19 protein-coding genes and 2 pseudogenes are annotated in these 24,634 nt (G+C 73.6%); 5 read left to right on the top strand and 16 right to left on the bottom strand.

Features of this window, described 5'->3' with window-relative positions; translation table 11 throughout:
- Positions 1–272 precede the first annotated feature (272 nt).
- Complete coding sequence (gene recQ / locus OHU74_RS29635) at positions 273–2,369, bottom strand: DNA helicase RecQ (protein ID WP_371618698.1); 2,097 nt, start codon at positions 2,367–2,369, stop codon at positions 273–275.
- Positions 2,370–2,558: 189 nt separating this feature from the next.
- Between recQ and OHU74_RS29630 the strand changes: the two genes are divergently transcribed.
- Complete coding sequence (locus OHU74_RS29630) at positions 2,559–3,329, top strand: maleate cis-trans isomerase (protein WP_371618697.1); 771 nt, start codon at positions 2,559–2,561, stop codon at positions 3,327–3,329.
- 32 nt (positions 3,330–3,361) lie between these two features.
- On the opposite strand, the gene OHU74_RS29625 is transcribed toward OHU74_RS29630, so the two are convergent.
- The 8 genes from OHU74_RS29625 to OHU74_RS29590 all read right to left on the bottom strand — a co-directional run bounded on the left by OHU74_RS29625 (position 3,362) and on the right by OHU74_RS29590 (position 10,947).
- Positions 3,362–4,318 (bottom strand): hypothetical protein, encoded by a 957-nt coding sequence (locus tag OHU74_RS29625; protein WP_371618696.1) that lies wholly within the window; start codon positions 4,316–4,318, stop codon positions 3,362–3,364.
- A 76-nt stretch (positions 4,319–4,394) separates the two neighbouring features.
- Positions 4,395–5,888 carry an APC family permease gene (locus OHU74_RS29620; protein WP_371618695.1) on the bottom strand — a complete coding sequence of 498 codons (1,494 nt, stop codon included), beginning with the start codon at positions 5,886–5,888 and terminating at the stop codon, positions 4,395–4,397.
- A 162-nt stretch (positions 5,889–6,050) separates the two neighbouring features.
- Complete coding sequence (locus OHU74_RS29615) at positions 6,051–6,572, bottom strand: O-acetyl-ADP-ribose deacetylase (RefSeq protein WP_371618694.1); 522 nt, start codon at positions 6,570–6,572, stop codon at positions 6,051–6,053.
- A 61-nt stretch (positions 6,573–6,633) separates the two neighbouring features.
- Positions 6,634–7,062 carry a MarR family winged helix-turn-helix transcriptional regulator gene (locus OHU74_RS29610; RefSeq protein WP_371618693.1) on the bottom strand — a complete coding sequence of 143 codons (429 nt, stop codon included), beginning with the start codon at positions 7,060–7,062 and terminating at the stop codon, positions 6,634–6,636.
- 109 nt (positions 7,063–7,171) lie between these two features.
- On the bottom strand, positions 7,172–7,810 hold the full coding sequence (locus OHU74_RS29605) for an MFS transporter (protein ID WP_371619851.1): 639 nt from the start codon (positions 7,808–7,810) through the stop codon (positions 7,172–7,174).
- A 45-nt stretch (positions 7,811–7,855) separates the two neighbouring features.
- Positions 7,856–8,503, bottom strand: a complete 648-nt coding sequence (locus tag OHU74_RS29600) for an MFS transporter (RefSeq protein ID WP_371618692.1) — start codon at positions 8,501–8,503, stop codon at positions 7,856–7,858.
- Between the two features lie 102 nt (positions 8,504–8,605).
- A complete protein-coding gene (locus OHU74_RS29595) occupies positions 8,606–10,021 on the bottom strand; it encodes a phytoene desaturase family protein (protein WP_371618691.1) in 1,416 nt (471 codons plus the stop codon).
- Between the two features lie 101 nt (positions 10,022–10,122).
- Positions 10,123–10,947 carry an inositol monophosphatase gene (locus OHU74_RS29590; protein ID WP_371618690.1) on the bottom strand — a complete coding sequence of 275 codons (825 nt, stop codon included), beginning with the start codon at positions 10,945–10,947 and terminating at the stop codon, positions 10,123–10,125.
- Positions 10,948–11,218: 271 nt separating this feature from the next.
- Between OHU74_RS29590 and OHU74_RS29585 the strand changes: the two genes are divergently transcribed.
- Positions 11,219–12,361, top strand: a complete 1,143-nt coding sequence (locus OHU74_RS29585; RefSeq protein ID WP_371618689.1) for an alpha/beta hydrolase — start codon at positions 11,219–11,221, stop codon at positions 12,359–12,361.
- A gap of 31 nt (positions 12,362–12,392) precedes the next feature.
- Here the strand turns inward: OHU74_RS29585 and OHU74_RS29580 are convergent, their stop codons facing one another.
- Both OHU74_RS29580 and OHU74_RS29575 read right to left on the bottom strand, forming a co-directional pair.
- On the bottom strand, positions 12,393–12,581 hold the full coding sequence (locus OHU74_RS29580) for a hypothetical protein (RefSeq protein ID WP_371618688.1): 189 nt from the start codon (positions 12,579–12,581) through the stop codon (positions 12,393–12,395).
- A gap of 118 nt (positions 12,582–12,699) precedes the next feature.
- Positions 12,700–13,252: pseudogene (locus OHU74_RS29575) on the bottom strand (endonuclease/exonuclease/phosphatase family protein); the annotation flags it as partial.
- Here OHU74_RS29575 and OHU74_RS29570 point away from each other — a divergent pair.
- The 3 genes and pseudogenes from OHU74_RS29570 to OHU74_RS29560 form a co-directional block, all read left to right on the top strand.
- Positions 13,249–13,389, top strand: a pseudogene (locus OHU74_RS29570) (ATP-binding protein); the annotation flags it as partial. The pseudogenes OHU74_RS29575 and OHU74_RS29570 sit on opposite strands and share 4 nt — an antisense overlap.
- A 100-nt stretch (positions 13,390–13,489) precedes the next feature.
- Positions 13,490–13,936 (top strand): CU044_2847 family protein, encoded by a 447-nt coding sequence (locus OHU74_RS29565; RefSeq protein ID WP_371618687.1) that lies wholly within the window; start codon positions 13,490–13,492, stop codon positions 13,934–13,936.
- Positions 13,899–18,203 carry a trypsin-like peptidase domain-containing protein gene (locus OHU74_RS29560; RefSeq protein WP_371618686.1) on the top strand — a complete coding sequence of 1,435 codons (4,305 nt, stop codon included), beginning with the start codon at positions 13,899–13,901 and terminating at the stop codon, positions 18,201–18,203. The genes OHU74_RS29565 and OHU74_RS29560 overlap by 38 nt, the downstream gene beginning before the upstream one ends.
- A 33-nt stretch (positions 18,204–18,236) precedes the next feature.
- Here OHU74_RS29560 and OHU74_RS29555 read toward each other — a convergent pair whose 3' ends face one another.
- From OHU74_RS29555 to OHU74_RS29535, 5 genes are all read right to left on the bottom strand, one after another.
- A complete protein-coding gene (locus tag OHU74_RS29555) occupies positions 18,237–19,514 on the bottom strand; it encodes an alkaline phosphatase family protein (protein WP_371618685.1) in 1,278 nt (425 codons plus the stop codon).
- Positions 19,515–19,542: 28 nt separating this feature from the next.
- Positions 19,543–20,583 carry a galactokinase gene (locus OHU74_RS29550; protein WP_371618684.1) on the bottom strand — a complete coding sequence of 347 codons (1,041 nt, stop codon included), beginning with the start codon at positions 20,581–20,583 and terminating at the stop codon, positions 19,543–19,545.
- Complete coding sequence (locus OHU74_RS29545; RefSeq protein WP_371618683.1) at positions 20,580–22,466, bottom strand: class I SAM-dependent methyltransferase; 1,887 nt, start codon at positions 22,464–22,466, stop codon at positions 20,580–20,582. The genes OHU74_RS29550 and OHU74_RS29545 overlap by 4 nt, the downstream gene beginning before the upstream one ends.
- 77 nt (positions 22,467–22,543) lie before the next feature.
- Positions 22,544–23,719, bottom strand: coding sequence for a glycosyltransferase (locus tag OHU74_RS29540; protein WP_371618682.1), 1,176 nt, complete (start codon positions 23,717–23,719; stop codon positions 22,544–22,546).
- Positions 23,716–24,630: an alpha/beta fold hydrolase gene (locus tag OHU74_RS29535; protein WP_371618681.1), complete on the bottom strand. Its 915-nt coding sequence runs from the start codon at positions 24,628–24,630 to the stop codon at positions 23,716–23,718. Before OHU74_RS29535 ends, OHU74_RS29540 begins: the two co-directional genes overlap by 4 nt.
- Positions 24,631–24,634 lie beyond the last annotated feature (4 nt).

The following is a 24,634-nucleotide window of genomic DNA, read 5'->3' as shown; positions in this document are numbered from 1 at the left end:
ACCGATTCACCCTATCCGAGGCTCCGGCCCCCGGCGCTGTGTCGGTTCGACGCCGGGGGCGCGGCGGCCCGGGTCGCGGTCCCGGACCGGTCCCCGCGTGCCAGGTCGTCTCTTTCGGATCTTGTCGGTCAGGTCGTCCGGTGCCGTGCCTCGCCGTGCTGCCGGGGCTCCCGCGTACTGGACGTACTCGGGTGCCGCGGCAGTGCGGCGAGGTGCGGTGCCGGGCGGCGCGGGCCCGGCAAGATCCGAAAGAGACGGCCTAGGCGGCCGAGTCACTCCCAGTCGTCCCACGGCGGGTCCATCTCCTCGTCACCCGGCCCGAAGAGCGATTCGCTCTCCTCCGGGGCCCGGGCCGGGGCCCTACCCGCCGGGGCGGCCACCGCCACGGCGGCCGGCGCCGCCACGGCCGCCCGTACGGGTGCCGCCACCCGCACCGGTGCGGCCTCCGGCGCCGGTGCCGGGGCCGGCACGGGTGCCGGTACGGCCGCGGCCACCCCGTCGGCGTCGTCTCCGGCTCCGGCTCCGCCCAGGGTCCGCAGGATGCCCTCGGCGTACTTGGCCAGCTTCGCCTCGCCGACGCCGCTGACCGTGCCCAGCTCCGCGACCGTGCCGGGCAGCTGCGTCGCGATCTCGCGCAGCGTCGCGTCGTGGAAGACGACGTACGCGGGTACGCCCTGCTCCCGCGCCGTCTCCGCGCGCCAGGCGCGGAGGGCTTCGAAGACCGGCAGCGCGGTCGCCGGCAGGTCGACCGGTACCCGGGCGCCCTTCCCGGAGCGGGACCCGGACTCCTTGCGGGAGGAACCGGCGGCCGGTGCGGTCTCCTTGCGCATCGACAGGGTGCGGCGGCCCCCGAGCACCTCGCCGCTGGCCTCCGTCAGCACCAGCGTCCCGTAGTCCCCCTCCACCGCCAGCAGCCCGAGCGCCAGCAGCTGACGCACCACCCCGCGCCATTCCGCCGTGCCCAGGTCCGCACCGATGCCGAACACCGAGAGCCCGTCGTGGTCGAACTGGATGACCTTGGCCGTCTTCTTGCCCTGGAGGATGTCGATGATCTGGCCGGCGCCGAACTTCTGCCGCCGCTCCTTGGCCAGCCGCCACACCGTCGACAGCAGCTTCTGCGCCGCGACCGTCCCGTCCCAGGATTCGGCCGGGGCCAGGCAGGTGTCGCAGTTCCCGCAGGGCTCGCCCGCCTGCCCGAAGTACGCCAGCAGCCGCACCCGGCGGCAGCCGACCGTCTCGCACAGCGCGAGCATCGCCTCCAGGTGCGCCGTCAGGGAGCGGCGGTGCGCTTCGTCCCCCTCGGAGCCCTCGATCATCTTGCGCTGCTGGACCACGTCCTGGAGGCCGTAGGCCAGCCAGGCCGTGGCCGGTTCCCCGTCGCGGCCGGCGCGGCCGGTCTCCTGGTAGTAGCCCTCGACCGACTTCGGCAGGTCCAGGTGGGCCACGAACCGCACGTCGGGCTTGTCGATGCCCATGCCGAAGGCGATCGTGGCCACGACCACGACCCCGTCCTCCCGCAGGAACCGGGACTGGTTGGCCGCACGCGTGCGGGCGTCCATCCCCGCGTGGTACGCCACGGCGTCGATGCCCTGCTCCACCAGGGCCGCCGCCGTCTTCTCCACCGATGCCCGCGAGAGGCAGTAGACGACCCCGGCGTCACCGGCGTGCTCGGTCCGGATCAGCTCCAGCAGCTGCTTGACCGGGTTGTTCTTCCCGACGATGCGGTACTGGATGTTCGGCCGGTCGAACCCGGCCACGAAGTGGCGGGCCTCCCCCAGGCTCAGCCGGGAGGCGATCTCGGCGTGCGTGGCCTCGGTGGCGGTCGCGGTCAGCGCGATGCGCGGCACCTTGGGCCAGCGCTCGTGCAGCATGGACAGCGCGAGGTAGTCGGGCCGGAAGTCGTGGCCCCACTGGGCGACGCAGTGCGCCTCGTCGATGGCGAAGACCGAGACCGTGGCCCGGTCGAGGAGCCGCTGCGTGCCCTCGGTGCGCAGCCGCTCGGGAGCCAGGTAGAGGAGGTCGAGCTCGCCGCCGAGGAAGGCCCGCTCGACCTCGCGGCGCTCGTCGACCCCTTGGGTGGAGTTGAGGAACCCGGCGCGCACCCCGAGGGCGTTGAGCGCGTCCACCTGGTCCTGCATCAGCGCGATCAGCGGCGAGATCACCACGCCCGGGCCTTCTCTGACCAGCGCCGGGATCTGGTAGCAGAGCGACTTGCCGCCGCCGGTGGGCATCAGCACGAGCGCGTCGCCGCCGCCGACGACGTGCTCGATGATCTGCTGCTGCTCGCCGCGGAAGGAGTCGTACCCGAAGACGCGGTGGAGCACCTGCAGGGCATCGGGGTTCTCGGCTGCTGCTTCCGGAGTGGTCATCCCAGAAGCCTAGCGACCTCTTCGGACACATCGGTCCGGATGCCCCGGCCCTGTGGACAACCCGGTGGCGTCCGCGGCGCCCCGCCGACGCCCCACAGTGGCCCGCCCGCGGCGGCGCGGCCCCTCGGCATGGAGGCCCGGGCGGTGCCAAAGTAGGGCATCTCCCCCAGCCTCCGAGAGGAACGCGCGATGTGGCAGCCCGACGGGTGGGACGTACGCGTCCGCCTCGGTGTCCTCACCCCGCACGCCGACGTCGGCCCCGAGTCCGAGCTGCGGGCCATGGCCCCGGCCGACGTCGGCCTGCACGCCGCCCGGGTGCCGTTCGGCGCGATGGGGAGCGGCGGAGCGATGGACCCCACCATCCCGCTCGCCCCGGTACGGGCCTTCGCGGAGCCCCCGCACCTGGACGAGGCCGCCGCACTGCTGGCCGCCGCGCCCGTGGCGGTGATCGCCTTCGCGTTCACCAGCTCCGCCTACGTCATCGGCCCGCGCGGCGAGGCCCACATGCTGGCCCGCCTGGAGAAGCTCACCCACGGGCTGCCCGTGGTCGCCACCTGCGCCGCCGCCGTCCGGGCGCTGCGGGCCCTGGGGGCCGGCCGGATCGCCCTCGTGGACCCGCCGTGGTTCGACGAGACGCTCAGCGACCTGGGCCGGGGCTACTACGAGGACTCCGGCTTCGAGGTCCCGTACGCCGCCCCCTGCGGCCTCCCCAGCGGGCAGACCCTCATCGGGCCCCGCGCCCTGCACGACTGGGTGGTGGCGCAGGTCCCCGACACGGCGGAGGCGGTCGTCATCGGCGGCAACGGCTTCCGCGCCGTCGGAGCGATCGCGGCCCTGGAGGCCACCTTGGACCGTCCGGTCCTGACCGCGAACCAGGTGCTCCTCTGGGCGGCCCTGCGCGCGGCCGGCTCCCCGACCACCGCCATCACCGCCTACGGCCGTCTCTTCTCGACCCCCTGAGGCCGACCACGGCGTAGGCCGCTTTCCCCGTTCTAGCGCGATGCGCCGAGAGTCTGCGCCCGGTCCCGCCAGCGGATGAAGAGGGCCTCCGGGTCGCCGCTGTACGACCACGGGATCCGCGTGGCCCGGTTGTCCAGGAGGGCGAAGACCTCCACGGACTCCTCCTCCATGCCCCCGTGGACCAGGCCGTGGGCGAGGTAGTTGAGGTCCGCGACGTCCTGGGCACAGGACCTGGTGCGCTGTGCGATCCAGTTCTCCAGCGCCGTACGCAGGTCCCAGCGCGCCCGCTCGCCGCTCCAGTGGGTGGCCAGCCCGACCGCCGAATGCCCCTGGGCCTCGCGCTCGTACCGGTACTGCTCCACGCGCGCCACCTGCGGCAGCACCGCGAGGGGCGAACCGGGCGGAGCGTAGACGGCCCCGTCCCAGGCGAAGTTGTAGGACTCCCCGTGGGAACCGTGCCAGCGGGCGGACAGGTAGCGCAGCACCTGGTGGTGGCCCTCGCGGTGGTGCGGGTCGCGGGCCCGCAGCTCCTGCCACCAGTGGCCGATGTTCGGGTCGCCGCCTTCGTACAGCCTGCCGAGGGTGACGAGGCAGACGTAGGGATGCGGATCCCGGGGCGCGAGGTCGCAGGCCCGCAGGCAGGCCCGGGCCACCTGGTCCAGGGCGTCCCTCCCGGGCATCGCCCCGCTGCTCGCGGCGGCGAACATCCGCATCACCTCGGTCTCCGCGCGCAGCAGGGCGGCGTCCGGATTGCCCGGGTCGGCGGCGTACCAGACGTCCACGGTCCGGCTGCTCGCCGCCGCGTCCGCGAGGAGCCGGATGCGGTGCGCACGCCGGTCCCAGTCCTCGCGGGGGTGTTCCGCGAGGAGGTCGCGGACCCCTTCCCAGCGGCCCATCACCAGGTCCTGGCGGCATTCCTCGAGACCGCGGTCACCGAACGCCTGGTCGTAGACCGGTGCTCCTGAACGCCGGCGCAGCCAGGCCGCCATGCACACTCCTCGATTCGGTTCTCTTCGTTGGGGGCGCGGGGGTCATCGGACCCCGGGTGCCCGGGGACCCCGGACTTCAGAAGTCGGTGAGGATCCCGTCCCGCCGTTCGGACGCGGCGAGGCCTCCGGCGGCGGAGGCCGAACCGGTCAACTCGTCCGCGGCGTCCGCCTGTTCGGGATCCAGGGGCCTGGGCCGGAAGTAGGAGACGCCCCGGAGCCGGGAGAGGGTCATCGGGATCAGGCCCAGTGCGAGCGCCCCGAGGCCGATGGCGAGGGCGCTGCCGGTCAGTTCCGGAACCGACATGACGAAGATCCAGATCATGAAGAGGGCTCCGCCGAGCGGCCACAGGCCGATGAAGAGGAACGTGCCCACGGACCTGAACAGCACCTTGCGGTAGGCGACCACGACCGACAGGCCGGCGAGTGCGTAGTAGAAGGCGATGTGCAGGCCGATGCCGCTGACCGCGTCCCGTACGAACTGCGCGCCGGAGCCGGCCGTGGCGGAGAGGGCGACGAAGAGGAGCGCCACGGCCGCCACGGTGGCCGTGGCGGCGGAGGGCGTCCGCCAGTCGCGGTGGATGCGGCCGAACACGGCGGGCACGGTGCGGTCTCGGCCCATGGCGAAGAGCGTGCGGGTCGCCTGGAGGAGGCTCGTCTCCAGGGTGGCGACCGTGGACAGCATGACGGCGAGGACGAGCAGCCGGCCGCCCCAGCCGGGCCAGACGGCGTCGCCGAGCACGGAGAGGAAGCCGTCGGGGTTCTTGCGGACCGCATCCGCACCGATGAGGACGTTGGTGGCGATGGTGAAGACGACGAAGACCGCGAAGGAGAGCGCGACGCCGATCAGGCCGCCGAGACCGAAGGAACGGGGACTGGAGCGGGTCTCCTCGTTGAGGTTGCTGGAGACGTCCCAGCCCCAGTAGGTGACGCCCGCGATCAGCGCCCCGGCGACGAAACCGTGCGACTCATCGAAGTGGCCGAAGCCGAACCAGGAGAGCGAGAAGTCCGCCGCGTTCCCGTCCTTGGCCAGGGCGGCGACGGCGAAGGCCAGGAGCAGTACGAGTTGGCCGCCGGTGAGGATCCGGCGGGTGTACGGGCTGATCCGGGCGCCCTGCGCCACCACGACCGCCATGAGCAGGAACCACCCGGCGCCGACGGCCGTGGCCAGGCCCGTGTTCGCGGCCAGGTCCGGGCTGATGAGGGCGAGCGTGGCGCTGCCGGCCGGGAGGGTCGCGGAGACGAGGAAGGCGGTCGCGGCGACGACCAGGGCCCAGCCGCTGAGGAAGCCGAGGAAGGGGTGGAGTGCGCGCGCCACCCAGGAGTAGCTCGCCCCGGCGTTGACATCGAGGCGCCCGAGGTGACGGAAGGCCAGCGCGATGCCGATCATCGGGATCGCGCAGTAGAGGAGCACCGCGGGGCTGGCGACACCGACGGTGGCGACGAGTACGGGGATGGTCGCGGCGACGGTGTACGCCGGTCCGCAGCCCGCGACCGCCATGACCACGGAGTCGAACGTCCCCAGGGAGCCGGCCCGCAGGCCGCCCCCGTCGCTACCGGCCCTCTTGCCCACTGGCTCCCCTTCGACCACACCGCCTACAGGTGCCTGATCATGCGCACGCCAGAGGGGAGACACAAGGGTTACTCTTCGGTTTCTTTTGGTGAACCTTTCATTCCAGGCGCAGCTCATCCGTCCCGAAGAGCCCTTGCTTCGGATTTCGTTGCACGGGGCGCCCTAGAACGCGTCCGCGCCCACTGCCGCCGCGAAGGCCTCGTAGGCGCGTTCGTCGAAGAGCACGAAGCGCACCTCCTCGACCTCCGTCCGGGCCGCCCGTACGGTCGCCACCGCGATGCGGGCCCCGTCGTCCATGGGCCACCCGTAGATCCCGGTGGAGATCGCCGGGAAGGCGACGCTACGGGCTCCCAGCTCGTCGGCGACCCGCAGCGACTCCCGGTAGCAGGAGGCCAGCAGCGCCGAGCGGTCCTCCTCCTTCGACCAGACGGGCCCGACCGTGTGGATCACGTGCCCGGCCGGCAGCCGGCCGGCGGTGGTGGCGACCGCCTTGCCCGTGGCCAGGCCCTTGCCGTAGTGGGACCGGCGCAGGTCCTCACAGGCGGCGAGGATCTCCGGGCCGCCGCGCCGGTGGATGGCCCCGTCGACCCCGCCGCCGCCGAGCAGCGAGGAGTTGGCCGCGTTGACCACGGCGTCGGCCTCCTCGGCGGTGATGTCTCCCCGGACGAGCGTGATGCGCGGCATCGGGATTCCTTCCTTCGCGAGTGGTGCACGGTAATCGGGGATCTCCCCGGCCGCCGCCGCATTATTCCGACCGGTCGGCGTCCTCCAACCGGGCCGCGAGGCGGGAGAGGGCGGGCAGGGCCGCGCGGATCGCGGCGCGTTCGGCTTCGGGCAGGGCCGTCAGCGCGTGTTCCAGGCGCCGTTCGTGGGCGCGCGTCCAGGCCGCCAGCCGCTCGTGGCCGATGGCAGTGGCGCTGACGGCGGCGGCCCGCCGGTCCGCGCCGTCCACCTCGCGGCTGACCAGCCCGGCCTTGACCATCTGGGCGATGAGCCCGCTCACGGTCGACTGCGCGAGCCGTTGCCGTGCGGCGAGTTCGCTGACGCGGACCGGGGAGCGCTCGGCGCAGACCTGGAGCAGTTCCACCTGGGCCATGGGGAGTTGCTCCCACGGGTATTCCGTACGGATCGAGGCGCGCAGCGCGCGGCGCAGCCGGGTGACGACGGCCGTCACCGCCGCAGCGTCGGTCGGGGCACCTGTCGGGGCGCCGACAGGTGCCCCGGCCGGGCCGCCGGCGGGCCGCGGGTCCGGGGCTTGGGGCGTGCCTGGCATACCGGACACGCTACTCGCGCTCCGCCGAGCCCGGGGCGCAGCCGCTGCTGCCGCCGCCGAGGCCCGTCGCGGTGGCGGCCATGGCGACGGCCGCGCCCAGCAGGAGCAGGACCGCGAGGCGTCCGCCGTCGCCGCCCGCGTGCAGGGCCAGGGTGACGAGGGCGACGCCGATGGCCGTGCCGAGCCCCCGGGCCATGTTGATCAGGCCGCCGCCGGTGCCGGGGGCGGCCGCCGGCACCGCCCGCATCACGAGGGCGTTGTTGGCCGGGGCGAAGAGGCCGAGGCCCAGTACCCCGAGCGCGCAGGCCAGCGGCGCGGGTCGGGGCGCCAGGAGGAGCAGGGCGGCCAGGGCGCAGGCGCTGAGCGCCGAGCCGTACAGGCAGCGCGCCCGGTCGGTGACGGCGGCGGGCAGGGCCCGGTCGCCGCCCACCGCGCCGAGCGCGAATCCGGCGGGCAGCGCGGTGAGGACCGTACCGGCGACGAGGACACCGTGCCCGGATCCGAGGAGCAGTACGGGGACCAGTACCAGCGGCCCGAAGAGGACGAGGTATCCGCACAGCGCCCCGGCCAGCCCGCCGCGGATCCCGGGGGTCCTCAGCAGCGCGGGGTCGAGCAGCGGGGCGTGGGCCCGCCGCTCCTGACGGACCAGGGCGGCCGCGGCACCCAGGGCGACGGCGCCGGCGGCCGGTCCGGCTCAGAGCGGTACGTGCAGCCCCGACAGCGAGCTCAGGGCGACCAGCAGCGCCGCGGTCGCGGTGGCGAGCCACAGGACGCCGCCCCGGTCGAAGCGGCGCGCGGGGGCGCGGTCGCCGGAGCGCGGGAGCAGGTAGTGCCCGGCGACCAGGGCGATCACGCCGACCGGCACGTTGATCCAGTAGGTCCAGCGCCAGCCGAGCCCGGCCACGAGGGCGGCGCCGACGGTCGGGCCGAGCGCCAGCCCGACGGCTTGCGCCGCGGCCTGCACGCCGAGGGCGGTGCGCAGCCGTCGGGCGGGCGTACTGGTCTTCACCAGGGCCACGCTGTTGGCCTGGAGCATCGCCGCGCCCACGGCCTGGACCGCCCGGAAGCCGATCAGGGCGAGCAGCCCCGGGGCGAGCCCGCAGGCCGCCGAGGCCGCGGTGAACAGCGCGAAGCCGTAGAGGTACGAGAGCTTGCGGCCGTGGGCGTCGGAGAGGCGGCCGACGGGGACCAACAGGGCCACGAGGGTGAGCAGATAGGCCAGCGAGACCCATTCGACGCCCGCGAGCGGAACACCGAACTCGGCCCGCACCCCCGGGTAGGTCATCGTCACGATGCTGGCGTCGAGCTGCCCCATGAAGGCCCCGAAGCACACCGTGGCCACCGCCAGCCTCCAGGCCCCCTCGCGCGAGCGCACCCAGGCGGGGCGGGGCCGTTCCCGTACGAGAAGGGCGGGAAATGCGCGGCGCGGGGCCCGGGCTCCCGGCTACACGGACCGCAGGTGCCGCCAGACCGCCTTGGCGGCGTTGTGGCCGGACATGCCGTGCACGCCGGGCCCGGGCGGGGTCGCCGAGGAGCAGAGGAAGACCGCCGGGTGGGCCGTCGAGTACGGGGACAGGGTGAGCCTCGGCCGGAGCAGGAGCTGGAGCCCGGAGGCGGCTCCGCAGGCGATGTCCCCGCCGATGTAGTTGGGGTTGCGGGCGGCGAGCTGCGGCGGGCCCGCCGTGGCGCGGGCGAGCACCAGATCGCGGAACCCCGGGGCGAAGCGCTCCAGTTGGCGTTCGACGGCGTCGGTGAGGTCGCCGTCCCAGCCCGCCGGTACATGACCGTAGGCCCAGAAGGTGTGCTTGCCCTCGGGGGCCCGGCCGGGGTCGACCAGGCTGGGCTGCGCGGTGATCAGGAAGGGGGTCCGGGGGGCCCGCCCGCCCGAAGCCAGCTGCAGGGCGGCGTCGATGTCGCGGGTGCGCGGGCCGATCTGTACGGTTCCGGCCCGGCGCGGCTCCTCGGCGGTCCAGGGGACGGGCCCGTCCAGGGCGTAGTCGATCTTGAACACGGAGGCCCCGTACCGGTAGCCGTCGTAGACGCGGCCCAGGCGCGCGATACGGGCCAGCGCGGTCGGCGAGGTGTCGAAGACGTACGCCCGGGCCGGCGGGAGGTCGTCGAGCCGTTTGACCTCGAATCCGGTGTGGACGGTGCCTCCGAGGTCGCGCAGGTAAGCGGCAAGGGCATCGGAGATCGACTGCGAGCCGCCGCGCGGCATCGGCCAGCCGTTCGCGTGCGCGGCCAGCGCGAAGACCAGGCCGACGGCGCTGGTGCCGATCCCGCCCAGCGGGGCGATGACGTGTGCGACGAGTCCGGCGAACAGGGCGCGGGCCCGGTCTTCGCGGAAGCGGCCGAGCAGCCAGGTGGACGGCGGCAGCCCGGAGAGCCCGAAGCGCGCGAGGGTGAGCGGATCGCGGGGCAGCGCGGTGGACGGCAGGGACATGAAGTCCCGGGCCAGGGTGTCCCATTTCCCGAGGAAGGGCTCCACCAGCCGCCGGTACGTCCCGGCGTCGCGCGGCCCGAAGGAGGCGGCCGTCTCCGCGACGGAGCGGGAGAGCACGGCCGCCGTGCCGTCGTCGAAGGGGTGCGCCATGGGCAGCGGGGCGTGCAGCCACTCCAGCCCGTACCGCTTCAGCGGCATGGTGGCGAAGACCGGCGAGCCGGCTCCGAGCGGGTGCACCGCCGAGCACGGGTCGTGCCGGAAGCCGGGGAGGGTGAGCTCCTCGGTCCGCGCTCCGCCGCCCACGGTGTCGGCGGCCTCGAAGACCTCCACCGAGAAACCGCGCCGGGCCAGCTCGACGGCGGCCGTCAGCCCATTGGGCCCGGCCCCCACCACAACCGCATCGAGAATCGACGGCACTTGCGACTCCTTAGTCCGGACGGCGCCACCGCCCCCAGGGTAGGCCGCCTGTCCAGACGCGAACTCAGCGGGCTTCTAGGGGGTGTCCGCAGGCCATCGGCTCACTCTCCCCGCAGCAGCTCGCGGATCCGTACCGCCGTGGCCTCGTCGCGGCCGACCGCGAACGGCAGCGCGTTGTCCCGGTCCACCCGGAAGGGGACCCGGTCCACCGTGCTCTGCGCGCCGCCCGCCTCCGCGACCAGCAGCAGCCCGGCCGCATGGTCCCAGGCCGAGGGCCAGTTGAAGGCCAGGCCGTCCATCTCGCCCCGGGCCACCCGGAGGTACTCCAGCCCCGCGGAACCGCACGGCCGGGAGGTCACCCCGGGCACCTCGAGACGGGCCAGGATCCGCCGGTCCTCCTCGGTGGTGTAGAGCGGGTGGGCGGTGGCCACGCGCAGTTCGGCGCCGGGCTCCGGCGAACCGCTGCTGATCCGCACGCCGTTGACGTAGGCGCCCTGTCCGCGGACGGCGGTGGACATCTCCTCCAGCGCCGGGGCGAAGGTCCAGGAGGCGAGTATCTCGCCCCGGTGCGCGAGCGCCACCAGCGTGCAGAACGCCGGGTCGCCGTGCACGAACTGCCGGGTGCCGTCGACCGGGTCCACGATCCACACCGGCGCGTCGCCGCGCAGCGCCCCGTACACGGCGGGGTCCGCGTGGACCGCCTCCTCGCCGACCACGGCCGAGCCGGGCAGGATCCGGGTCAGCTCGGCCGTGAGGTACTCCTCGGCCTTGCGGTCGGCGTCGGTCACCAGGTCGTGCGGACCGCTCTTCTGGTCGACCTCGTGGTCGGCGAGCTGGCGGAATCTCGGCATGATCTCGATCGCCGCCGCCTTGCGGACGGCCTCGTCGACGGCGGACAGGTCACGGGCGAGGAATTCTTCGATCATGCCTCCAGCAAAGCACGCCCCGCTGACAATCCCCACCGGCGCATCCGGCGGGTGGCGGACCCCCCGGTGGACCGCGGGTGAACGGGCAGGCCGCCCGGGACCGCCGGGACACCCTGCGCAGCCGGCCGGGGACGGAACGGAACCGGTACCACCTCCTGGTGGGCTCCACCCGCCCGTGCTAGACCGGCCGGACCGCCCCGCCCCCTGCCCAGCCGCCGCCCCGCCCCCTGCCCACCCGCCCCGTCCACGTCCCCCACCCGGGAGCCCTTCCGTGCGCCGACCGTCCCGTAGCAGTACCCCGCTCCTGCGCCGCGCCGCGGCGCTGCTCGCCACCGCGGCCGCGCTCGTCGTCGCCGCACCGGCCGCCCCCGTGGGCGCCGCCTCCGTGCTGCCCTCGCTGCCCGCGCCGAACGCCGCCGAGCTGACCCTGCGGACCTGGTCCGCGGCCCCGGGCCAGAGCGAGCGCATGGGCGACGCCTCCGTGACCACCGCCGCGATCTTCACCGCGCGCGACGGGACCCCGTCGATCAACCCGGTCCAGGTACCGGTGCGGGTACGGATCCTGCTGCCGGAGGACTACCGGCGCGACCCGGCGCACCCGTACCCCGTGCTGTACCTGTTGCACGGCGGCGGGGGTGACGTCGAACAGTGGTCGAAGACCGACGAGGGCAATGTCACCGCCGCCCTGAAGGACACGGCGTTCAAGGGGATCGTGGTGATGCCGGAGGCCGGGAGGGCGGGCTGGTACAGCGACTGGCCCGGCCACACGGACGGTTTCTTCGCCCCGCAGTGGGAGAAGTTCCACGTCAAGCAGCTGGTCCCGTGGATCGACGCCAACTTCAACACCGTGAAGTCCGCCTCCGGGCGGGCCGTCGCGGGCATCTCGATGGGCGGCTACGGGGCCCTGCGCTACGCCGGCCGCTACCCGGAGGTGTTCTCCGCCGTCGGCGCCTTCTCGCCGGGCACCGACATCTACGACCCGGGCGCGCAGAGCATCATCGCCGACTCCATGTGGACGGCAGGGGCGTCGATCCAGTGGACGGGCCTGCTCGACGGGAAGTTCCGGGTGACCGGCGACACCCCGTACCGGATGGCCACGGTCTTCGGGCAGCCGGGCACCTGGCCCGGGCAGAACCCGGTGAACCTGGCGCTCGACGGCAAGTACGCCTCGTACGGCGGGAAGCTGGCCCTCTACGCCGGCGGGGCGGGCGGCACCGGCGAGAAGGAGATCGGCGCCATGACGGCGGCCCTCCACCAGGACCTGAAGGACCGCGCGGTCGCCCACCGCTACTGCCAGGGCGCGGGCGAGCACGCGTGGCCCTACTGGGGTCCGGACCTCAAGGACTTCGTGGCCTACGCCTACGGCACCGCGCCCGCGTCCTGCCCCAACGACTGGGGCCCCGAGACCCCGTAGGTCCCGTGAGTGCGCGGCGCCCGCGGCGCGACTACTGCTGCGGGTCGGAGTGGGACAGCAGGCCCGTCTGCGGCTGCGGGTAGATGACGTCGCCGTGGGCGCCCACCACCACGTCCTGCGGGGCGACGGTGCTGTGGTTGTCGGCGAAGGCCGGTCCCGCACCGAGTGCGGCCAGCGCGAAGGCTGCGGTGGCGGCTATGGCGGTGGCTCTGACGTTCATGACGGTCCCCCCGGGTCCGGCCGGCCCGCGGTCGAACCGGCTCGGGATCCAGGCTGTCAGGCGCGGACGGCGTCGTGCAACCGGCCGGGGACGATCCGTCCGCGGCGGGCGTCGCTGGGCCGGCGAACGCGCGGTCGTCCATCGTGCCGTTCAGGTCGCCGAGCAGCACCACCCGCTCGTTCTCCTCGGCGGCGAGGGCCTCGCCGAGCGCCTGCGCGTTCCTGTCCCGCGATTCCGTCCAGAACCCTGTCCGGGGGTTCGCCCGTACGGACCCGAGGTGGGCCACGTACACCGCGAGCGGCCCCCGGCCCGTGGCCACCGTGGCGCGCAGCGCCCGGTTGTAGGCCGCCTTGGCTTCGGCCGGCTTGGTGTCCCCCAGCGGTCCGACGTCCTGCTTGAGGTCTACCGGGCGGGTGTCGGAGAGCGGCAGTTTGCTCCACAGCCCGGACCGTGCCCAGCACCGCGTGGTACGGGTACGCCTTCGCCAGCCCCTTCTCGTAGGTGCACCTGTCCTCCTCGGTCAGCTCCTCCGGTGCGAGCACGTCCACGCCCGAGACGGCCAGGTCGCGCGCAGTTCCGGCCGGGTCCGGATTCCCGGCGGCGACGTTGTGGCTGGCCACCTTGAGGTCACCGCCCGACCGGGACTTGTCGCCGAGCAGCCCGCCGAAGAGGCGTCGGCCTCGGGCTGACCATCGTCAGGACCGTCACCCGGGCACACGAGGGCACGCTGACCCCCACCCCGCGGCCCGCCGGCGGGATCCGGATCATGGTGGAACTACCCGCGCCGCCCCCGGACTCCGACAGGTGAACCCGAGATCGTAGCGGCGCCCGCACCGTTGCCCGCACGGCCTGCCGCAGCCTCGTCTAACCTGCTGCCGGTCGGGCAATTTCGAGCGCTGGAGCCTCTTATGAGTGACCGTCAGGTACGTACAGTCGAGGTGCCCGTGGGCGAGGACGGCGAGGGTTTCGTCCGCGTGCAGATCCACGAGGTGGACGAGAGCCTGATACGGGTGGGCCGCGGCGACCGGTCCATAGCGCGGGCCGAGCAGTCGCTCGACCAGATGCTGGACACCGTGCGACCCGTGGCGGACAGCTTCGTGGGGAGGTTCCGGGGGCTCGCCCACGCGCCGGACGAGATCACGCTGGAGTTCGGGGTGTCCCTGTCGGCCGAAGCCGGCGTGGTCATCGCCAGCACCGCGACGGTGGCCAATTTCTCGGTGAGTTTGACCTGGAATCGCAGTGACCGCCGTAGTGCCGCCGAGGAAAATCCGCAGGGCGATCCGGCTCGGCGGAGCCGGCAGGACGGGGGAGAACACGGTGACGGGGGACCTGTGGACGGGGGCACCGAGTCCTGACGCGGCGCTGGGCGCGGCGGTCGTCCGCGTCAGGGGTGCGGACGGGACCGTGGGCGGCGCGGGCTTCCTGGTGGCTCCGGACCTGGTGCTGACCTGCGCCCATGTGGTCTCGGACGCGCTGGGGCGACCCCGCGACGAGGATCCGACCGGGTCCGGGATCGCGGTGGACCTCCCGCTCGCCGACCTGCGAACCGACGACCGGGACGACGGGCGAACCGACGACCGGGACAGCGACCGGACCGACGCCCCGACCGAAGACGACCCCCGGCAGTGGCCGGCCGTGGTCGAGCACTGGGTGCCCATCCGCACCGGCCGCGCGGGGGACATCGCCCTGCTCCGCCTGCGCGAAGCGGTCCCCGGCGCGCGCCCGCTGCCCATGGCCGACCCCGAAAGCGTCCTGGAGCACGGGGCGCTCGCGGTGGGGTTCACGGGCGGCGAGCCCGCCGAGACCTGGTTCAAGGGCCGGTTCAGCGGAGCCACGAGCGAGGGCTGGCTCCAGGTGTCCCGGGCCGACCGGGAGTCCGCGTACATCAAGCGGGGCTTCAGCGGCAGTCCAGTGTGGGACGTCGAACTGGGCGCGGTGGTCGGGGTCATGGTGGCGGCCCAGCCCGAACAGGATGCCCAGCAGGGCTACGTGCTGCGCACCCGGACGATCCTGCGGGAGATCCCCGAGCTGGCCGTGGTCGTCCGCCCGCCCTCGCCGTTCCCCGGCCTGGAGGCCTTCCAGGAGACGGACGCGGACGCCTACTTCGGGCGGGCCGAGGACGTCGAGAAGATTGTCATGGCCCTGAAGGGGGACCAGAGGGTCGTCACCGTGTACGGCCCCTCGGGCTGCGGCAAGTCCTCCCTGGCGCTGGCCGGCGTGGTGCCCCGCATGCGCAGGGACGGGTACGAGGTCCTGACGCTGAACGCCGGGCAGATCTCCTCGCCGCGCGCCGCGCTCGCCACCGAACTGTCCAGGGCGACCCGGTCCGACCCCGACCGGGTGGAGCGCTGGCTCACGGACCTCGGCCTCGCGGACACCCTCCACCGGGTCCGCGGCAAGGCGGGCGGCAAGCTGGTCGTCGTACTCGACCAGGCCGAAGCGCTCCTGGGCGACGACGCCGAAACCAAGATGAACGAGTGCGCCGACCTGCTGTTCTCGCAGCAGTCCCCGGCCGGCGGGCTGCGCGTCCTGGTCGTACTGCGCGCCGACTTCATGGACGCCGTACTGAAGCACCCGCGCCTGGGGCCCGCACTGCGCGACGGCACGGCGCTGCCGCTGACCCCGATGACCCGGGAGCAGCTCGAGGCGGCGATCACCCGCCCCCTGGACCGGCTCCCGGCCGTCACCTACGATCCGGGGCTCGACCAGCGGATCCTCAACGACACGGGCGGCGATCCCGGCATCCTCCCCCTGCTCGGGTTCGTCCTCCAGCAGCTGTGGGAGCGCCAGGCCGGCGGCCGCCTGCTGACCTCGGAGTACGAGGCGATGCGCGGCGTGTCAGGGGCGCTCGAATCCCATTCCGAGACCGCCTGGAAGGCGTGCGTCGGCGGCCGGGAGGCAGTGGAGAAGGAGGCACTGGCGCTCCTGACCGGCCTGGTGCGGATGCTGCCCGGGGGCACGCTGCCGCTGCGGCGCAGGCTGTCCCGGCAGGAGGCCGGCGAGGAGCGGTGGCGGATCGCGCAGTCGCTGGCCGAGCGGAGGCTGCTGGTCCTGCACGGGGGCGAGGGCGAGCCGGAGACCGCCGAACTGGCCCACGAATCCCTGATCGCGACCTGGCCCACCCTGCGGCAACAGGTCAAGGCGGACGCCCAGTTCCTGGCGGGCCGGGCCGAGCTGGGCCACGACCGGGACCGCTGGGAGCGCGACGGAAGGCCCGCCGGACTCCTGCCGGGAGCACTGCAACTCCTGGTCGTCCGGGGTTGGCTCCACGGACGCGAGGGCGAACTCACCGATGCAGAACGGGAGTTCCTGGCTCATGCGCAGCGCCACAGCAAGCGCCTGCGCGCCCGGATACGCGCCGCATGGACCGCCTCGGCGCTGGTGCTCGCCCTGATCGCGGGGCTCGGGACCTTCCTCGTCTATCAGTCGGGGGTCAGCGAGCGGCGGCTGTCGGAGGGGCGGTCGCGCACGCTGGCCACCCTGTCGGACGGGATGAGCGAGGCCAATCCGGGCCTCGCGGCCCTGTCGGCCCTCGCGGCCTACGACGTCTCGCCGACCCAGGAGGCGCGCAGCGCACTGCTGCGCCGCTACGACGGGCTGAGGGACACGGCATTCCTGCTGTCCGGCGTCCGAGGAGACGTCTCCGGGACAGCGATGAGTTCGGACGGCCGGGTGACGCTGGTGACTACGGAGCGGGGTCTCGCGACTCTGTTCGTAAGAACGGCGGCGGGCAGGGTCCTGCGCAAGCAGCTGGGCCTCACGGAGAACGCGTACTCCCCCGTGGTCAGCAGGGACGGGCGGAAAATCGCCTATGTGCAGGCCAAGACCGATGCCATGGTCTGGCACGACGTGGACCCCAGCGCACCCGACATCCTCGGGCCGGGGCAGACCCTTCACGGCGGTGAGCTCAAGGAGGTCACCTTTGGGGCACTCCTGGGCGACCACCACATCGCGGCCTTCTCCCCCGGCGGCAACCTGCTCGCCGCGGTGGCATTCGACAAGCGGCTGCGGCTGTGGGACCTGAAGACGGGTCAGCTACGGCAGCTGCCGGACCGGATGCCCGATCTCGAGCAGGTGTGGTTCGGCCCGAACGAGGACACCCTCGTCGGCAAACGGAGCAACGCGGAGCCGGGAAGTCTGGACACCGCGATGGTCTCCATCGACCTCCGCACCGGCGCAACACGTGAACTGCTCCACTCCTCCTCGGCGAACCTTGGCGTGTCGGGCAATGGCAGCGTGCTCGCCGTCTGCGAAGAGTCGAAGGACGGCGATCGGTACAAGTCGGACTACCGCGCCGTCAGCGCCGCGGACGGGCGGGAACTGAACCGCTACACGCCCGAGGGGAGCTACACCAGCTGCGAGGATCCCGCCCTCGACGACACGGGCGAGCACGTCGCCGTTCACGACCAGGGCAATTGGGCGCTGCTGGACACCCGGCCCGGCAAGGAGGCCCAGCGCTTCGAGGGACCCGACCGCGTCAAGACCGGCAACCTGCCCCTGCTGGGAAGCCCGAGCGAACCCGTCGTGGTATCGCGAGGCACGACCGCGGTCACCGGATTGCGCCTGTCGGGGACGGACGGAGTGGCCGCCTACAGTCCCCCGCAGCTGCTCGATCACGGCAACAAGATGGTGGTCCGCGCGGGTAAGAACGGCGACCGGCTGAGGGTCCTGGAGACGGCCCCTCCGGGAAGGACCCTGGCCGAGGTGACGACCGACGCGACGACTCCTCCCGGTGCGAGGGATCAGGCCCTTGAAATCAACCGCTCCCAGACGCTTGTGGCCGACGTGGCCGACGAGAACCGCATCGTGGTCCGGGCACTTCCGGACCTGCACAAGGTGACGGAGTTCAAAACGGCGCCACCGCCCGCCGCGAAGGACGGGGAGAAGAAGAAGCTGGTGAGCTTCCGGTTCCTCGGCGACAACGACCTGGTGACCGACTCGGGCACGCTGGTCGAGCACTGGAGCGCCGAGACCGGACAGCGCCTCTCGCCGGCGTTCGACGTGGGCGATCTCGCCGGCGACGCAAAGGAGATGCCGGACTTCTTCGTCAGCAGACACCCCCGGCCGGGACACGTGCAGGTCACCCTGGACGGCGACCCGATCGTGCACGCATTCGACCTGGAGGCGGGCAAGGAGGACCAGGACCTGCGGATCGACCTGGGCCGTCAGGACGTCATCACCATCGCCCAGCACCCGGACGGGCGCTACGCCTTGGTACTGACCACGGGCTCCATGGTGGAGCTGTGGTCCGTGCAGTCCGGGCAGCGCCTGCACCGGATCCAGGGACCTCTGGGGCCGCTGGACTCCGACCGGTGGACGGCGGGCGCCCTGAAGAACTCCGGGTTCTACCTGGCCAACGGGAACTCCGTCCTCTTCCTGCGGGACGAGGACCCCAGCCACAACGAGACGTACGACCTGGGCGAGAAACAGGGCTTCCTCGACGGAATCGACGGCGGGATGACACTGCTGCGCACTCCCCCGAACGGCGGCCGCCTGGATGTGCTCCGGCTCGACCCCCGGCTCTGGAAGCGCCACCTGTGCGCGGTCCTCGGCCGCGATCTGACCGAGGACGAGCGCACCGGCCTGCCCCCGGGACTCCCGAAGACGATCTGCCCGGCCTGACGGTTCAGGCCGGGCCGGGAGGTCCCGTCTGGTTCAGAACCAGTTGAGGGTGAGGGGGAAGGTGGTGGTTGCGGTGGTGTTGGTGGTGTCGGTGGCGGTGGCGGTGATCTGGATGGTTCCGGTGGCCCAGGGTTTGCCGGTGATGCGGCCGGTGTTGGTGTCGATGGTGAGGCCCCAGGGGAGTCCGGTGGCGGTGTAGCGGACGGGTGGGTTCCCGCCGGTGGTGGTGAGTTGGATGGTGCAGGTCTGGTTGACCTTGCAGGTCTGCGGGCCCGGGTTGGCCAGCTTCAGGTCACCCGGAGTCGGGGTGGGTGTAGGCGTAGGCGTGGGAGTCGGCGTAGGGGTAGGCGTGGGAGTCGGTGTCGGGGTGGGATCCGTGGAGCCGCCGAACACCTCCGTGATCGGCTGGACGTTGGCCGCATTCCCCGCGTGCGTCGCCGTGCCGAACAGGTCCTCGAAGGTGCGCAGCAGGTGGTGGTGGTTGAAGGCCGTGGCGTACGTGCCCGTCTTGACCTTCGCCCCGTAGAAGACCGTGGCGATCTGGTTCGAGCCGAGATAGTTGTCCTCGTCCCACGTCAGCACCAGGAGGCTGTTGTTGGCCTTGGCCCACTGTGCGTAGGCGTCGAGGTTGCTCTTCGTCCACGTGTCGCCCGTGGCGACCGAGCAGGAGTGCATGTCGTTGCACTGGTTGGGCACCACGAACGACAGGTTCGGCAGCGCGGCGAAATTGCCCTGCGGGAACTGGGCCCAGGTCTTCCCGGTGTTCAGCGGCACGTTCTTGAAGGCGAACCACGGGTTGTGCTTCTGCGCGTACTGGCCGTTGGTGCAGGCCGTCGAACCCTCGGCGGGCAGGTCCTCGTTGTACGTCGCGAAGGTCCTCCCGGCCGCGATCAGCTCCTGGCCGAGGTTGGCCGCGGTCATCGACTGCGGGGTGTAGCAGCCGTCCCCGGTGATGCCCTGGGTACCGCCGGAGAAGAGGTTGAAGTAGTTCGGCTGGCTGGGGTGGGTCAGCGCCTTCATTCCGGTCAGGCTCGCGCCGCCGCCCGCGAGCTGGTTGACGTACGGGGCATTGGCGCTGCCGATGACCTCGCCGTACTGCTTGTTCTCGTACACGACGACGACCACGTGGTCGTAGGCCGGCAGTGCGGCAGCGCTCGCGAGGACGGTGGAACCATCCTCCGCGGCCTGCGAGTTGGCGATGGTGAAAGTGCCCAACAGGACGAGTGCGCCGGTTCCGGCGATGAACGCGGACCGGCGGACCCGGTGTCTCGCGCTCGCCGTCGGCTTCGTTGTCGAGGGACGGATGGGCATGGGTGGTTCCTCCTCGTGATGGGTGGTGTCATTCCTCGCGCCGTGCCGCACCGGACACCGCGATGTTCAGGAACCGGGGCAGGGGGCGCCCCCGGTCTCGGAAGTCCTCCGCGACCGCCGCCCGCACCGCCGTCAGCCGCGGCCCGGGCAGCAGCACCAGCACGCTCCGCCCCGGGCCCTGCCCGGGCGGCCACGCGCTCAGGGCCCCGGCCCGGCGGGCGCACGCCACGGCCCGGGCCAGGTCCCCGGTCCCGTCCGAGGGCCCGTCCCCGGTCCCGTCCGAGGGCCCGTCCGAGGGCCCGTCCGCGCCACCGTGTCCGCTCCCCGGGCGCACAGCCAGCAGCACCAGGCGGGCCCCCGATTCGGCCGGGGAGAAGACGACGTACCGCTGCCGGCTGCGCTGGGGCTCCCGGAGGCGCGAGCCGTGCCCCAGGAGGAGGGCCCTACCGGGCCGGGCGAACAGCGCCCCCCGGCGCAACGCGTCGTCGCCGTCCGGCAACGCCCCGGCCATCAGCCGGGCCAGCCGCGCGCGGTCCGGGTCCTCGCCCGCCGGTGTGTGTACGTCGGCCACCGCCAGCGCCACCGCGCAGTCGGCGGCCTCCTCCGTGGCCAGCCCGGCGGCCGGTGTGAGGGAGCCCTGGACGTGCAGGTCGGTCCCGCCGCGGCCGTACCCGGCCCGGGCCAGTGCGCGCAGCAGGGCGTACGGCCGTACGGCCCAGGCCGGGGCGGTGGGCGGCGGCCCCGACAGCGTCAGCGGCAGGTCGCAGCTGTCCGCGGGGTGGCCGAGGGAGCTGAGCCGGACCAGGCCGTCGGTGCGCGGAGCCGCGGCGGCGGCCACCGGCCAGCTCGCCGCCGCGACGAGTCCCGGGGAGCCCAGGTGGAAGGTGTACGGGGCGCTCCAGACGGCGGCCGGGGGCCGGCCGTGCGCGGCCTCCAGGGCGTAGGCGACGAGCCGGAAGAGCGGGTCCGCGGTGGCCCGGCGGGCGAGGCCGCCTCCGGTGGGGACGGCAGGGGCGGCGGACCCGGTGGGAGCGGGCCCGGTGGGAGCGGCGGGCCCGGTGCCCGTCACTGCCGGTCCTTGCGGGCCAGCAGCCGGTAGGCGTTGCCGCCGTCCGTGCGCCGGACCACAGCCGTGCGCAGCCCGTCGAGCACCGCCGCGGTGGCGAAGCACGGCAGCGCGACCACCCGTACGGCATGGGCGAGGGCACGCCGGCCGGGCGTGGCCGGGTCGGCCCATGGCCGGTCCGGGTCCGGGGCCAGCCGTGTCGCGGTCAGCGCCACCGCACCGAAGAAGTCGTTGCCCTGGTGGGCCTGCCCGTGCTCCTCGGCGAGCACGGTGAACCCCCGGGCGGTCAGCGCCTCGCGCAGGTTCGCGGCCGGGATCAAGTGTTGGTGCTGCGGCTGGAACCAGGGCAGCCAGGCCGGGCCGAGCAACCCTGCCATCCGCGATTGCGGATCCGGGAGCTCGATGGTCAGGTACCCGCCGGGGGTGAGGACCGCGGCCGCCGCGTCCAGTTCCGCGAACGGGTCCCGGGTGTGCTCCAGGTAGTGGTACATGCTGACCACCTCGTACTGGCCCGCCAGTTTCACCGCGAACTCCGGGAACTGGCCCTGGTGTCCCGTCTCCACCCAGCCGCGACGCTCCGCCCCGTGGACGCCTTCGCCCATGTCCAGCCCGTCGAACCGGGTGCCGGGCCACACGGCGCGTGCCGCGTTGCAGAAGTGTCCGTGCCCGGTGCCGACATCGAGCCAGGAAGCCGGTTCGGTGTGGGGGCGGAGCATCTCGGCGCGGCCCCGGTAGGCGGCGCCGAGCCGTCCGAAAACCGTGGCCGCGCCCTCGCCGCCGCGGCCGTCGTAGAAGTCGCGGTAGTAGAACTCCAGGCCTTCCAAGGACAGTCGGGGGTTCTGGAAGACGTGCCCGCAGGATCCGCAGCGTTCCAGGGTGAACCGGCCGGGCTTGCCCTGGAGCAGATCGGGCACCCGGACCCGGACGGACAGCCGCGGGGAGCCGCACCAGGGGCAGTCCGGGCGGCGCGGTTCGAAGAACCGGTCGGTACCGGCGGTCAGGTCTCCGCGGTAGGCGTCGGCCCGGGCGGCTGCCCGCGCCGACGGGTCCTGCGCTACGGAGCCCCCCACGGCCGGGTCTCCCGCTGCCACGCCCCTCGTCGCCGAAGCACTGGTCGCGGCGGCCGTACGCAGCGCCGCGCCGAGGGAGCGCACCGGCCGGGCGGCCGTGGCCAGGGCCAGATCGCCGGGGCGCAGCGGTGCGCCGGGCAGGCCGAGGGCGAGGTACGGCTGGATCCAGTACAACCCCGCCGCGGCGGCCCCCCACCGGCCCTGGCGTACGGCGGCACCCGCCAGCAGCGCCAGCCCGGCGAGCTGTGCCGCGGCCAGCGCCCCCGGCGGCAACCCCTGGGCCCGGAGCTCACCGGCCCGTGCCGCCCCGCCCGCTTCGGCGGGTGGTCCGCAGCTCAGGGCCGGTGCGATGGCCAGTCCCGTGGCGTCGGAGGCGTACTCCTTCAAACGGCGGGTCAGCGCGAGGAGTTCCGCTGGAGTGGAGCACGGCTCGGCCGGGTCCACCCCGGCCCGCGCGAGCACCGACTCGCGGACGAGCACCGCGAAGCCCGCGCCGCGCCCCTCGCCGAGCCGGTCCTGCCGGTAGCCGGCCGGATCCACCAGTCGCAGCAGGCCCAGCGCCCGCTCGGCGGGCAGATCCCCCGGCACCAGGTCCAGTACCCGCAGCCCCTCCCGTTCGGCGTGCGCACACGCGGCGAGGAAGGTGGCGGCGTCGGGCTCGACCCCGCGGGCGGTGAGCAGCCGCCACCCGGCGGCCCGCGGCACCCCGGCGGCCGCTGGACCGACCATGGGCGCGGTCACCGGCAGCACCGGGATCGCCCGCAGCCGGCGGGCGGCGCGCACGGTACCCGCGCCGAGGGCGGCCAGCAGCAACACGGAGATCCACCGGCCCCGGGAGGGAGCAGGGGGAAGTCGAAGGGGAAGAGGAAGAGGGGAACGGGACGGGGAACGCGTCACAGGAGTTTCTCCAACCGGTCGGCCGCGGCGGCTGCGCCACCCGCCGCGGCGAATGAGGCCTGGATCCGCCGGGCACCCCGGCGGTGGACGGGGTCGTCCAGCACGGCCGTCAGTGCGTCGCGCAGCTCCTCGGCCCCGGTCCTGGCGAACCGCACCCGCACACCGGCCCCGGCTTCCACGACCTGACCCGCGACGATCGGCTGGTCGTCGCGGATCGGCGCGACCACCAGGGGCAGCCCGTGTGCGAGGGCCTCGCAGACCGTGTTGTGCCCGCCGTGGCAGACCACCGCGTCCAGATGCGGCAGCAGCTCCAGCTGCGGCACGCTGTCGCGCAGCAGTACGTTCCGGGGGGCCGCCGCGACCAGGGAGGCAGGGGCCACCATCACCAACTGGACTTCGCCGGACAGCCGTTCGGCGGCCCCCAGCACCGCGCCGTAGAACCGGCCGCCGGCCTCCTGGTTGAGGGTGCCCAGCGATACGAGCACCCGTCGCCGGGCCGGATCCAGCCGCTCCCAGGGGAATCCGGGTGCGGGCGGCCGGGCTCCGAAGGCCGGGCCGACGAAGGCGTAGTGCGGCGGGAAGTCCTGTGCACCGCCCACGAGTTCACGGCTGGAGAACACCAGGACCAGCCGGTCCGAGAAACGCGGGTCCCACTCCGGTCCGCCGGCTTCGCCCACGGCACCGCAGTCCGCCAGCAGTCCGCCGATCTGCGCGGCCACCCACTCCCCGATCTTCGGGAACTCCGCGAAGGGCCGGGTGAGTTCGGCCGAGGTGCTGGCGGAGGTCGCCCACGGCACTGCGAGCTCGCGTGCGACCAGGGGGCCGGCCAGAGCCTGCTGATCGGCGACCAGTACGTCCGGTCCGAAGGTGTGGACCGCTCGCCTGACACCCGGCACCATCGACCTGGCCAGCGGTACCAGTGCCTCCTCCCACAGGAAGCGCAGCGCCCCGACCCCGCGCAGATCGCGCCAACGGGCGTGCAGCGCCTCGTACCCGCCGCCCGCCTCCTCTCCGGCGGGCAGGATCCGGGCGTGCTCGGGCAGCAGCCGGGAGAGCGCCCCGGCCGGGCCGGTCCAGGCGACCTCGTGGCCCCGGGCGGCCATTTCGGACCCGACCGCCACCGTCGGATTGACGTGACCCGCCAGCGGAGGCACGGTGAAGAGCACCTTCACGGGACCAGCACCCCCGTCCGCGGGCGCGCCGCCGCCTCGGCCGGCGGTTCCGTCAGCGCCTGCGCCGACACCCCGGACGCCACCCCGGACGCCACTTCGCAGGCAGCACCGGACGCCGCGTCGAGGTGGGCGAGCACGGCCGCCCGGAGCGCTCCGCTGCTCTCCTTCAGTACGTCGTGCCCCAGCCCCGGCAGGATCTCGACGGCGGTGACGTGCGGGGCGTGGCGGGCCAGCTCCCGTGCGCCGGGGACCAGTTCGGAGTGCTCCCCGCAGACGATCAGGACCGGGCAGCGCAGCCCGGCGTAGTCGGCCGGGGTGAAGGTGCGGCTCGCCGCGATGTCGTCGATGAGCGTGGTGCGGTTGAGCAGGTCGTCGGCGATCGCGGTGAGGCTGGCCGCTTTGCGCAGGCGCAGGGTGCGCAGTTCGGAGGGGACGGGGCTGTCCTCCAGGCTGAGGGCGGCGGCCGAGAGGGTGTCCACCATGTTCTCCACCCAGGCCCCGCCGAGCGGGGGTTCGAGCAGGGTGAGTCCGGCGACCCGGTCGGGCATGGCGAGGGCGACGTGCAGGGCGAGGGTGCCGCCGTAGCTGTTGCCGACCAGGTGCACCCGGCGCTGCCCGAGGCCGAGCGCGCCGAGCAGCGCGGAGAGGTCCCGTACGGCGGTGCGGCTGTCGTAGCCGGTGGCCGGCCGTTCGGTGCGGCCGTGGCCGCGGAGGTCGTAGAGGACGACCTCGTGGCCGGCCCGGGCCACGGGGACGGCCAGGGGGCAGTAGAAGGAGGACAGGTTGTCGACGACCAGTCCGTGCAGGAACACCACTACGGGGCGTTCGGGACGGTCGGAGCCGGCCGCGCCCGCGGCGGCCGGGAGCTGCTGGACGTGGAAGCGGACGGAGCCCGCGGGGACGAAGGCCATGGCG

The sequence above is a fragment of the Streptomyces sp. NBC_00454 genome (genome assembly GCF_041434015.1).
In the GTDB taxonomy this organism is placed as follows: domain Bacteria; phylum Actinomycetota; class Actinomycetes; order Streptomycetales; family Streptomycetaceae; genus Streptomyces.
Note: the sequence above shows the minus strand (reverse complement) of the source record. Positions and strands in the feature narration are given on the sequence as shown.

Bases quoted from the DNA above. Each gene is read 5' to 3' on its own strand.
- recQ (WP_371618698.1), bottom strand. From the start codon at position 2,369: ATGACCACTCCGGAAGCAGCAGCCGAGAACCCCGATGCCCTGCAGGTG.
- OHU74_RS29535 (WP_371618681.1), bottom strand. From the start codon at position 24,630: ATGGCCTTCGTCCCCGCGGGCTCCGTCCGCTTCCACGTCCAGCAGCTC.
- OHU74_RS29565 (WP_371618687.1), top strand. From the start codon at position 13,490: ATGAGTGACCGTCAGGTACGTACAGTCGAGGTGCCCGTGGGCGAGGAC.
- OHU74_RS29630 (WP_371618697.1), top strand. From the start codon at position 2,559: ATGTGGCAGCCCGACGGGTGGGACGTACGCGTCCGCCTCGGTGTCCTC.
- OHU74_RS29590 (WP_371618690.1), bottom strand. From the start codon at position 10,947: ATGATCGAAGAATTCCTCGCCCGTGACCTGTCCGCCGTCGACGAGGCC.
- OHU74_RS29580 (WP_371618688.1), bottom strand. From the start codon at position 12,581: ATGAACGTCAGAGCCACCGCCATAGCCGCCACCGCAGCCTTCGCGCTG.
- OHU74_RS29555 (WP_371618685.1), bottom strand. From the start codon at position 19,514: ATGCCCATCCGTCCCTCGACAACGAAGCCGACGGCGAGCGCGAGACAC.
- OHU74_RS29615 (WP_371618694.1), bottom strand. From the start codon at position 6,572: ATGCCGCGCATCACGCTCGTCCGGGGAGACATCACCGCCGAGGAGGCC.
- OHU74_RS29625 (WP_371618696.1), bottom strand. From the start codon at position 4,318: ATGGCGGCCTGGCTGCGCCGGCGTTCAGGAGCACCGGTCTACGACCAG.